Below are 10,488 nucleotides of genomic sequence, written 5' to 3'. Positions count from 1 at the left end.
CGCAAATTCGTTCGCTCTTAATTCTCCTGCCATTCTTGCAGGGCGATCGCAATTCCTTGTTTCAATCTCGGTTCGAGACTCTCTTGTTTCACTAAGTTTTCTAATTTCTGCCTGGCCTCGGCAGCACCTAGCTGTTTGAGCGCTGCCATGCAGTGCAGCCTGACGCTGCTGTCTGCGTCGTCCAACATTGAAATCAGAGCATCTAGCCCTCTCATATCTCCTAATTTTCCTAAACCTAAAGCTAAAGAGTTTTTGCTAACTGCCTCCTGCACGGTCGGATGATTTGTTTTCAACAAATCAATGAGAATTTCAGCAGCAACAGCTTTTAATTCCGGCTGTTCTACTCGCCCTAAAACAGTGACTATCTCTTGATAAACAGTAGAATTTATGTTAGTAAATTCGGTGATTAATGTCTGATGCAAATATGCTAAACCGGTTGCAGTTTCCATCCAGCTTAGGGCGCGCACTGTTTCGATTTGCAATTCAACCGGAGTTGTGGGCGATCGCAGCAATTCAAATAAAGCAGCCGCTGCAGCATCGGTTTTCACTCGCCCGATCGCGATCGCCGCTTGCTGACAAACTTCTAATCGGATGTCCGAAAGTAAAGGTTTGAGCAAGTTAACTAAATCTAATTCTCCGTCTAAATAGGCGCGCGCGCCGAGAGATCGCACGGCTTCTTTTCTGACTGCTGTCGCCGGATCTTTGAGTGCTGCTACCAGTACCGGCGGGATACGGGAGTCGTGAAAGCTGCTCAGGGCCTCGATTGCGGCTGCCCGCACCGCAACTTGAGAGTCTGCGACTACGCTCAACAGCGGTGCGATGGTTTCGGTGCGCCGAATTTGGGCGAGTGCTGCTGTTGCAAACTGTCGCGAGTCTTTTTGCTGCAAGAGAGTTGCTAGGGATTCTATGGCTGTTTGGCCCAAATTCCCTAGGGTTTCGGCGGCGATTTGGCTCAATTCTTCGTCGGAATTTTTGACCAATTCTACTAAAGCTTGAATCACTTCTGGGCGATCGAACTTTCCGAGAATGCGGGCGGCGAACCACCGGGGTTCCGTGTCTGCGTCTTCGTCTTCGAGCACGGCAATTAAAGGTGCGATCGCGCAATTCCCTAGATTGGGCAATACTTTAGCAATTTCCCAACGGTCTTGAAAATCGCCCCATTCCAAGGCTTGTATTGCTAAACTGACAGCTTGTTCTAAAATGTGCTGTTCCTGCGGCTTACTGCCCTTGGCTGTCACTTCCTGCAAGCATTCGACTAGCCCAGACCAGTTTTGGCGATCGGCAGCGACTTGCGCTTTTTGTAAAATATTACCCATGATTTTAAATTAAGTTCGATCGAGAAGCGAGGTTTTTTGCTGCTAGGTCAGAGCGGTAGGTACTTTTTAGGAATCTTTTGCTACAATTATCCATTTTTTGACATTTTTGTCAATCCATCATAACTGGTAAAATAGAAGTAAAGCATTAATTTCATCCTGTTAAAGCATCAAGCTATACTTTTTGTAATTTAAAATACGCAATATTCCTAATGAAAAATTAACAAATGAAGAAAGCTCTACTTTTAGTAAACCAGCACTCCCGAAAAGGGCAAAAGCTATTATCTCAAGCCACTGTAGAATTAGAAGCACTCGGTTTTGAGTTAATTATAGAATCTACTGACCACGCCCAAGAACTTTCCGACATTATTCGCCGCTACCAAAATCGAGTCGAATTAGTAATAATCGGCGGCGGCGACGGCACTCTCAACGCTGCCATAGAAGGTTTGATAGATACCAAGTTACCCTTGGGTATTTTGCCGATGGGAACTGCTAACGACCTAGCCCGCACTCTGGCAATTCCTACAGATTTATCAGCAGCTTGTCAAGTAATTGCCAGCGGTAAAATTCGGCTAATAGACTTGGGTTGGGTTAACGGCCAACATTTTTTTAATGTTGCAAGTTTGGGACTAAGCGTGGAAATTACCCAGCGGCTGACGAAAAAGGTGAAGCAGCGCTGGGGAGTTTTAGCTTATGCTTTTACTGGTTTGCAGACAATTTTTTCAGCGCGACCGTTCCGAGCAAAAATTAAAATAAACAACCAATCTTTTAAGGTTAAAACTATTCAAATTGCCATTGGCAACGGCCGCTATTACGGAGGTGGCATGACAGTTGCCGAGGATGCCACCATCGACGACAGGCGACTGGATTTGTACAGTTTGGAAACAATAAATTGGTGGGAAATCATTGCTTTGCTCCCGGCTATGAGGCAAGGAAATTATACCAACTCGCCTAAAGTTCGCGTCTTGTACGCTCAAGAATTTGAGGTTAATACTAGCAAACGCCGTTCGATTAATACCGACGGTGAAATTACAACTCACACGCCTGCACAATTCCGAGTGATTCCCGAAGCTTTAGCAGTTATAGCTCCTTCATAACTCACAACTAATATAATTATGTTGTGGAACAGGCATCTTGCCTGTTCATCTGTTAGCCACGGGCAAGATGCCCGTGCCACAATTAATCACTTAATAAATTATATTGTGTTGTGGAACAGGCATCTTGCCTGTTCATCTGTTAGCCACGGGCAAGATGCCCGTGCCACAATTAATCACTTAATAAATTATATTGTGTTGTGGAACAGGCATCTTGCCTGTTCATCTGTTAGCCACGGGCAAGATGCCCGTGCCACAATTAATCAATAATCGCCTCCCGCGCCATATTGCCATGCTTCAACTAATCGGTGAAAATAGTATTTCTGCTCCGGCGCTAAATTTTTTACCTGCGGTTCTACGGCTTTCCCCAAAGGATGTAATCCCGTATAAATTCCTAAATTTAAATAATGTACCATCCAATCTAGCAAGTTAGCGATTCCTACCTGCGGGATAATTTTCATAACTAATCCGGGATGGCTAATTGCTGTTTTAAACAAGGTTTGTGACAAAGCCGGAAACAGCACGATATCCTGAAGAAAAGGTTTGAGGACCGGTTCTCCCAACTCTTCCATTACCTGAAACACGGCAGCCAAAAGTTGATTGATTTGATTGGGGTCTATTTTTTGATTAATCGCAGCACTCATCGAACGCTGAAACAACCAGGTAACTGATAAATTCGGCTGGTAGGGTTGCAAAAGTGCGAGGGCATTTTTGCTGAGACTGTCGCTTGTCAAAGCTTCGTCAATTCCTAGAGTCAAGCGTTTGAGGTGGCGCACCATTGCGCCGAAACCGCCGAAGCTGAGGGGAGATTGGCTACCGCTGCTGTCTCCGACGGGGAGTAGGCGATCCCAAGGCGTTTTTAGAGGACTTTGACGATAGCAGGGGAAAAATCCGTAAAGTGCTCTTTGGAATTTTAACTGTTCGAGTTCGACGTTTTGATATTGGGGAAGCAAGCGCAAATACTCTTCAAATAATGTTTCTAAACTGAATCTTTCGGTGTCGGCGTCTATGTAGGTAAATAAGTAGGTTGTGCGGCCGTCTCTGGCTGGAAATGCTTCCCAAAAATATTGGCACTGATTTTGCATTGGGGTGAAGGATGCAAATATATCGCCAGTGTCGTTTTTGGGGTATCCTTGAGCGCAACTACCGACTACTAAACATACCGCTTCGGGTTTTTTGCCTTGTCTTGCTTGGCACACAATGGGTGAAAAATGTCCCATTGCGTCTAATAATAATCTGGTTTTAAATAAATTTGTATCAGGTTGTGTATCGGTATTTGCAGATTCTACCAAGACTCCATCCGGGTGAATGGTTGCTGTTTTAAATGGTGTATTTTCAAATAGCTTTCCTCCAGCTTGGAGGAATCGCTGCTTGAGGGTTTCTAGGAGGTAAACTGGGTCGATTCCGATGTTGAGTACGTCGCGCACCCAAATGTCTGGGGTGTTAGCAAAGCTGATGCGGGCTGGGTTGTATTCGGTGGCGATCGCCTTTTCTATCTCTTCAACTGAGAGCAAATTTAGTTCTAAGAATGCGTCTAATTCTTTGCGAGAAATGTTCCATTCTTGCTCGCGGCCTCGCAGGGTGCCGCGTTCGAGCAGGGCTACTCGCCAACCCCGCAGCACTAAGGCTGTACCGATTAATATTCCTAGGGTTCCGCCGCCGATAACTATGTCGAAGTCGAGGTTTTCGAGGGGTTGTTGGCTGTGTTTGACTGCTTGGGGTGCTGGTGCGGTGTTTTGTTTGAGGTTTTCCCAGAGTCGATCGACTTTTCTCAGGCCTCCGAGGGCGTCTCCTGGCAGTTGGGAGAGGATTTGTTCGGTGAGGGACATCGGGTTTTAGTATTAAACAGTGGTGGATTTTTTATAATTTAGCTTAGATTAACTTTTGCGACAGTTTCAGGGCTGACGCATGGGGTGGCGAGAATCCCGGTTTATACTCACATCTTGAACCATTCTCGCTTAAAAAGCCCGACGGCCTGTTCCACAACCGATCAATTTTCTTGTGGGTCGTTGCTGCTAGCGCGCCCTGAAATAATTATTGAGAATGGTTCAATATCTCAGTTTCTACGAATTTTGGGCTGAGTAACGAGAAATATACAAAGATATGGGCTTTGTGATATCGCAAGTGCGATCGCGAACGGAGTTTTTATCCTCATACAGAGAAACCCGGTTTCTGAAAAAGAACCGGGTTTCTACCTCTCGTTGGTAAGTCTAAATAATTATCTTCAATCAGCCGTGCTTAATTCTTCAACTCGCAGCCGATCGCACAAAATTCGCTCGCACACTATAACACCCGTATCCGCACTCCTGCAAACTTCTAACTGAGCTTCCGGCAGCGCTTCAAACAAAAAACGTTCCCCCGGAAACACTGTCCGCTCAAAATACCAATTAGGAATATTTGTAATGCGAGCGATTTGCACTTTGCTAGTATTATTAAGATACCAACACAAAATGCGCGTATGACCTTCGGAAATTACCTGATTTAGTGTCAAATTCATCTTTTTAACTTGTTTGTGCAATTGTGCGAGCGATCGGCGACGAACCTAAACTTAATATAGCATATTACGAGTTAAAACACACTTTTTTAAACATTTTTTTTACATTGTTTCACTTAATTAATAATTTTCGCCGGAGAAACATCAGCGCCTTCCAGGTATTCCCAAGAAGGTGCAAAAGCCGGCATTGCTAAAGCGCAAGATTTCCATCCTCCCCTAACAGGTGCGTTCAACAATTGACAGTGACCAACTGAACCTCTTGCCTGTTGGTAGTGACCGCAAAAATTACACTTGGAAGTCGGATTGCACCCGCGCTCGCTAATTACAAGGCAGGGCTGGTTTTGGGTTTGGTTGCGGTCGATAGTTAAAGTGTTCATTAAATTACTTTTTAAATGTTCAGTCTTAAGTATGACGGCTGAAGTGCAGTCCTGGCGTCTATCTCAAGGCTTAGTTCGCCTTTAAGTTTTGTTTAGGGATCGATAGAAAATAGATGATTTTTGAGATGATCGAGCTAGGGAGCAATTGAATTTTCTTTCGGTCGCATTGGCGGCCCCGGCTTTAGGGCCGATCGCGCTTGCTGGGGATATACTTCCTTAGACAGAGCTAATTATCCTCGCCTAACTTGCTGAATAAATCGGCTAAAATTGTATTAGAAAATAAAAAACCTTCGGGATCGCTCAACCTCAAATTTCCCGACAGTGGCAGTTTCGCGCCCTCGCCTAAAGTTGCGATCGATCCATCCGATTGCCCAATTTCCACCCATCCTTGCCGCCAGTAGGGCTGCAAACAACGCCAAATTTTATCAACCGTTGGCTGAGTAAACTTCTGAGTCAGCGCCGACAGGCTAACTCCTTCTGCTAAACGCAAACCTAGCATCAGCGTTTCTAACAAAACGTCATTTTCTGAGACTTGAAAATTTTGCTCAATAGCTGGTTCAATATCTGGCTGGGTTTCCCCTCCCAGCTTTGGGGTAGCAGGGGAATTGAGGCGAGACATCGATCGTACCCACTGATAATATTCTTGAGTTTTGCGAGGTCTAGTTAACCTCCGGCCTTCCACGTAACTCGCCGCGCCCATTCCCAAGCCGTAATAAGGGCGATTTTCCCAATAAACGCGGTTGTGGCGGCACTGATAGCCAGATCGAGCGTAATTAGAAATTTCGTAATGTTCGTAGCCAGCCCCCGTCAGAATTTCCCTTGCTAAACGGTACATTTGAGCAGCGGTGTCATCTGCAGGCAGTGGCTGGGTTCCTGCTTCAAAGTAGCGCCCGAAAGCAGTTCCCTGCTCAACAATTAAGTCGTAACTCGACAGGTGAGTCGGGCTAATTTCCACCGCCGCTTTCAGGGAAGCTTCCCAGTTTTCTAAAGTTTGGTGAGGCAGTCCCGAAATTAGGTCTAAACTGAAATTGACAATACCAGCCGATCGCACTATTTCCACTGCTTCAAAAATATCAGCGACCGAGTGCGATCGCCCGCAAGCTTGCAGCAATTCATCCTGAAAAGCTTGCACTCCCAAACTAACTCGATTTACTCCCGCCGCTGCATATCCCCGCAACTGTTCTAAAGTAAACGTACCCGGGTCTATTTCTATAGAAATTTCCGCCTCAGCAGCAATCCCAAATTTGCCGTCGAGAGTCTCTAAAATATTGCTCAACTGACTGACAGAAAGCAGCGAAGGCGTGCCGCCACCAAAAAAAACTGTTTTCAGAGATGCGCCTAAATTTTTAGTTGCTTCAATTTCTTGACACAGTACAGCAACATATTGCACAATTGTGCCGGAATTTTCGCCATTTTTGCGATCGCCCACCACAAAAACCGGAAAATCGCAGTAGTAACAGCGGCGGCGACAAAAAGGTATGTGCAGGTAAGCCGAACTAGGAATCCCGGAATTTGTCGCTTGCACACTTTTTTTAAATTCAAATGTTAAATAATCGGTGGTAGGATTCATTACATTTCAAGCCGAAAGCGCAACTTCAAATCTAAAGTTTTAATTAAACAATCATGAATAATTATGTATATTATGACATTTTCTTACCAAAAAAGCGCTGCGAACGATCGGCTCTTTTAATTTAACCTGGTAGGAATTTTGATAGACCACAATTCCCGAACAGCCCGCAGGGCGGTCTATTCGCACTTCGTGCTTGCTTTCGGCGGGGCATCGTAAATGCCAAGCGACTCCCTGGCACATCCCCTAAAAGGTACAACCGTGAAATATAAGTTTATGAAAATCCCTGAGTAAATATAGCGATATCCGACCAAAGCATGAAAACAAGTATCAGCACTAGAAAGATATAATAGGAATAAATTCATTAACCTAGAACTAATGCTAGACGCAATCATAATAATCTCATTCATAATCGCAGGCGGAGGCATCGGCTATTACGGAGTCGAACTCCTGCCGAGCGAGCTGCTGGAGCAAGTTACAAATATACAAGGCTTAAGTTCTGTACTAGGTTCCTTTGGAGCATTAATCGGCTTCGTGATGGGATTAGTGGCTCAAACAACCTATCGGCGCCTGGAAAAACAAGTCCGCGATATGCCAGTGGAGATGCTGCTGACGCGGGCGATCGGCTTAATCATCGGATTGCTAGTAGCGAACTTAATGCTGGCTCCGCTGTTCCTGCTGCCAATTCCCCGCGAGTTCGGCTTCATCAAACCTCTAGTCGCAGTCTTGGGTAGCGTCATGTTCGGCTTCACAGGCGTCAGTTTGACCGACACCCACGGCCGCGCTTTCTTGCGACTGATCAACCCCAAAAGCTTTGACACGGTGTTGGTAGCCGAAGGTACTTTCAAACCAGCCTCTGCCAAAGTTGTCGATACTAGCTGCATTATTGACGGCCGGATTGAAAACCTGCTAGAAACCGGTTTCCTCGAAGGTCAAATTATCGTGCCACAATTCGTTCTCCAAGAACTGCAACTTGTAGCTGATTCCGCCAACGATCAAAAGCGAGTGCGCGGGCGCCGCGGCTTAGATGTACTCAACCGCATCAAAGAAACATATCCAGAACGCATTCAAATTCACTCGGCAGACTACGAAGATATTGCCACAGTCGATGCGAAATTAGTCCGATTTGCTTTGGATATCGACGGCATTTTGCTCACCAACGATTACAACTTATCGAAAGTAGCTACCGTCCAAAAACTGCCGGTTTTGAATATCAACGATTTGACTCATGCGGTGCGTCCCACTTATTTGCCGGGAGATACGATCGAACTAAAAATCCGCAAAGAAGGCAAAGAACCGTCTCAGGGAATCGGTTACTTGGATGACGGCACAATGGTGGTCGTAGAAGCAGGAAGCAGCTACGTCGGCGGCGAAGCCCGAGTCGTAGTCACCAGCGCCCTGCAAACTAGCGCCGGCCGCATGATATTCGCCCGCCCTCAAGAGTCCGTTATTGTTTGAAACGGAGTTTTGTAACTGAGTAACAATGGCCAGGGCACTCAGAATCAAATATTGCGATCGTTGTTCCCAATCTGCCCCGACTCTCTACCGCGCCCGGTATGACGAGTCAGGGCAGTGGTTTTTTTTGTGTCTTAAATGTTGGGAATCGGTAAGTAAAAACAATCCTTTTTACTTCTACGGCGGCACTTGGAAAGCCACCAAGAAAAAATAGCAATTACCAGCTTCTTCTTCTTTTCTCTTCCTTCGTGTTCTTTGCGTCTTCGCGGTTCAATCATATCAATATTAGGGTCAGTGGCGTTGTACACCTCGCCCAGAGGACCCAGCCACTCAAAGCCCTCAGCCTTAAATTCCCAGTCTTTGTAGGAGAAGGATGGAGGGGGACTCTCAGGAAAAGCGAGATATTTCAGATAGCTGTTGGAAATCTGGGCTGCAAAGGGCGGCATTCGATTTGTACCGATGCTCGAACCTGCCCACCCCAGTTCCGATCCAATCGTTTGGCTGCCTGGGTAGAGCAATCTTCCTTGAGGATCTACGACACCGCCATAGAGTTTATTAACCGCTGCAATCTGAGCAGTCGTTAAGCAGTTTGCTTGTTCACGATCGTCATTACAACCAAGCGATTCAGGCTTAAATGTGCAGACTCTCAGATCGGTAATTTGACCGTCTGCTAAACCATCTTTCCCATCACAATCCGCGATCGCAGCTTGATGAATCAGCGGGAGTTTATCAGCCGACAGAATGGGATTCCCTTGCGAATCCTGGTTTGCACGTGCGTTCCACGTTTCGTATTCTCCATTCAGAGGGGCTTGAATTGCAGCGGGTACTCCCGCAATGATGCCGTTAAAGTCGTTTGGGTATCGCTGTGCTTCCTGGAGAGCTTGTCGTCCTCCATTGGAACAGCCCTGAAAGTACGAGTAACGGGGACTTTCTCCATAAAAGGCGGTGGCGATCGCTTTTGCCGCGAGTGCGGTAACGTGTTCTTAGCGATAGCCAAAGTCAATCCGCAGTTGGGGTTGATCCAGTCCCCAGAGTGCGCTTCCCGCACCGATGCCGCCGCCGATGTGTCCGGTGTTGTCAAAAGCCACCGCAAAGTTTTGATTGAGTGCAGCGATACTTTCGGGTGTTGCTCTCAAACTGCCACAATATCCACCGCAGCCAACCTGAAGATAGCGACGATTCCAGTTCTGAGTCGGCAGGCGCACCTCAAACTGAACCTGCGGTGTTACGTATCCTTTCACCTCACAGTATTCAGGTGTTTGAGCCTTAGAATCAACGATCTGAGCCGACAGAATTGCGGTAGGGGCATCGGGAATGGCTGCTGAAAAATCTCTCTGAGCCAAAGCGCTACAGGGATTAGATGGCGTGGGCTGCATTGGGATTTGTGCGATCGCAGAAGTCAGGAAAAAGTTTGCCTTAGCGCTTAACAGCAAGATTGAAACGACAAGGGCGATACTCAAACAGCACATAACGATCGAGCGATCGTCGAACCATGATTGCGGTCTTCGAGATCTCAGAGCACCTCTCCTCTGATTGTTTGCAGCCTAGCTTCCCAGCATCCGGTACCTGCAACGCGAAAAAATTCAAATGCTTCAAATTGGCAGACGATTTGATCGTATTTTAGTAGCCAATTCTAAAACTTTCCTCTATCTACAGGAGTAAGTTGAAGGATAGGATGCGAGCGCAAAATTAGATTTCAAACTGCGAATCTAGCAGTTACACTTCACTCTCTAAGCATTGGGTGTACCTGAAATCTCTAGAAATTCCAATTAAAACCTCCAAAGATTAGCCTTTATTTGATTGCAACTTGTAGTTTATGTCGCATACATAGCGGTCTAATGGTTTGGGTCAGCGGTTGCCGGTGTCTTTACATTCTATCCAAGCGACTTCAGTCAATCCGCTGCGCCCAACTGTTAGGAGGTTGCTACTCTTGAGGTACTTGACACTCATAACCAATCGGTTTTAGATCGCTATCAGTAAGTAGCCAAGGCATGACTAATTTAATTACGCCATCCGTAGCCTCTACATCTCCTCCTGAGCCACTAACTTTGATACGGCTAACAACAAATAAAGCTGTATTTGGATAATTTGCTTGATTATGCAAAACCTCATTATACCAATTTAATATGAAGCTGCATAGAATAAAGCTTCCAGAATGAAAGTGTAAGAAGATAGTGAACTGATTTCT

At 46.1% G+C, this 10,488-nt stretch carries 9 protein-coding genes and 1 pseudogene; 2 read left to right on the top strand and 8 right to left on the bottom strand.

The window, feature by feature from the left end; translation table 11 throughout:
* Positions 1-17: 17 nt before the first annotated feature.
* Complete coding sequence (locus tag QUA62_RS25255; RefSeq protein WP_333407507.1) at positions 18-1,316, bottom strand: HEAT repeat domain-containing protein; 1,299 nt, start codon at positions 1,314-1,316, stop codon at positions 18-20.
* A gap of 224 nt (positions 1,317-1,540) precedes the next feature.
* On the opposite strand from QUA62_RS25255, the gene QUA62_RS25250 reads away from it, so the two are divergent.
* On the top strand, positions 1,541-2,410 hold the full coding sequence (locus tag QUA62_RS25250; protein ID WP_333407506.1) for a lipid kinase: 870 nt from the start codon (positions 1,541-1,543) through the stop codon (positions 2,408-2,410).
* 260 nt (positions 2,411-2,670) lie between these two features.
* On the opposite strand, the gene QUA62_RS25245 is transcribed toward QUA62_RS25250, so the two are convergent.
* From QUA62_RS25245 to hemW, 4 genes are all read right to left on the bottom strand, one after another.
* Complete coding sequence (locus QUA62_RS25245; protein WP_333407505.1) at positions 2,671-4,236, bottom strand: FAD-dependent oxidoreductase; 1,566 nt, start codon at positions 4,234-4,236, stop codon at positions 2,671-2,673.
* Positions 4,237-4,631: 395 nt separating this feature from the next.
* Entirely contained in the window at positions 4,632-4,904 is a 273-nt protein-coding gene (locus QUA62_RS25240; RefSeq protein ID WP_190661072.1) for a DUF1830 domain-containing protein, read from the bottom strand.
* A 113-nt stretch (positions 4,905-5,017) separates the two neighbouring features.
* Positions 5,018-5,278, bottom strand: a complete 261-nt coding sequence (locus tag QUA62_RS25235; protein WP_190661069.1) for a hypothetical protein — start codon at positions 5,276-5,278, stop codon at positions 5,018-5,020.
* 226 nt (positions 5,279-5,504) lie between these two features.
* Positions 5,505-6,848, bottom strand: a complete 1,344-nt coding sequence (hemW, locus tag QUA62_RS25230; protein WP_333407504.1) for a radical SAM family heme chaperone HemW — start codon at positions 6,846-6,848, stop codon at positions 5,505-5,507.
* 375 nt (positions 6,849-7,223) lie between these two features.
* On the opposite strand from hemW, the gene QUA62_RS25225 reads away from it, so the two are divergent.
* Positions 7,224-8,303: a PIN/TRAM domain-containing protein gene (locus QUA62_RS25225; protein WP_006633792.1), complete on the top strand. Its 1,080-nt coding sequence runs from the start codon at positions 7,224-7,226 to the stop codon at positions 8,301-8,303.
* A gap of 131 nt (positions 8,304-8,434) precedes the next feature.
* On the opposite strand, the gene QUA62_RS29525 is transcribed toward QUA62_RS25225, so the two are convergent.
* From QUA62_RS29525 to QUA62_RS25215, 3 genes and pseudogenes are all read right to left on the bottom strand, one after another.
* Positions 8,435-8,746: a hypothetical protein gene (locus QUA62_RS29525; protein ID WP_445301718.1), complete on the bottom strand. Its 312-nt coding sequence runs from the start codon at positions 8,744-8,746 to the stop codon at positions 8,435-8,437.
* Positions 8,747-8,764: 18 nt separating this feature from the next.
* Positions 8,765-9,676, bottom strand: a pseudogene (locus QUA62_RS25220) (tannase/feruloyl esterase family alpha/beta hydrolase); the annotation flags it as partial.
* A 548-nt stretch (positions 9,677-10,224) separates the two neighbouring features.
* On the bottom strand, positions 10,225-10,488 hold a 264-nt coding region (locus QUA62_RS25215; protein WP_333407503.1), incomplete at its 5' end, for a hypothetical protein.

This window comes from Microcoleus sp. MON1_C1 (assembly GCF_036701945.1).
Lineage (GTDB): Bacteria > Cyanobacteriota > Cyanobacteriia > Cyanobacteriales > Microcoleaceae > Microcoleus.
The sequence above is the reverse complement of the archived record's forward strand: the minus strand, read 5'-3'. Positions and strand labels throughout refer to the sequence as shown.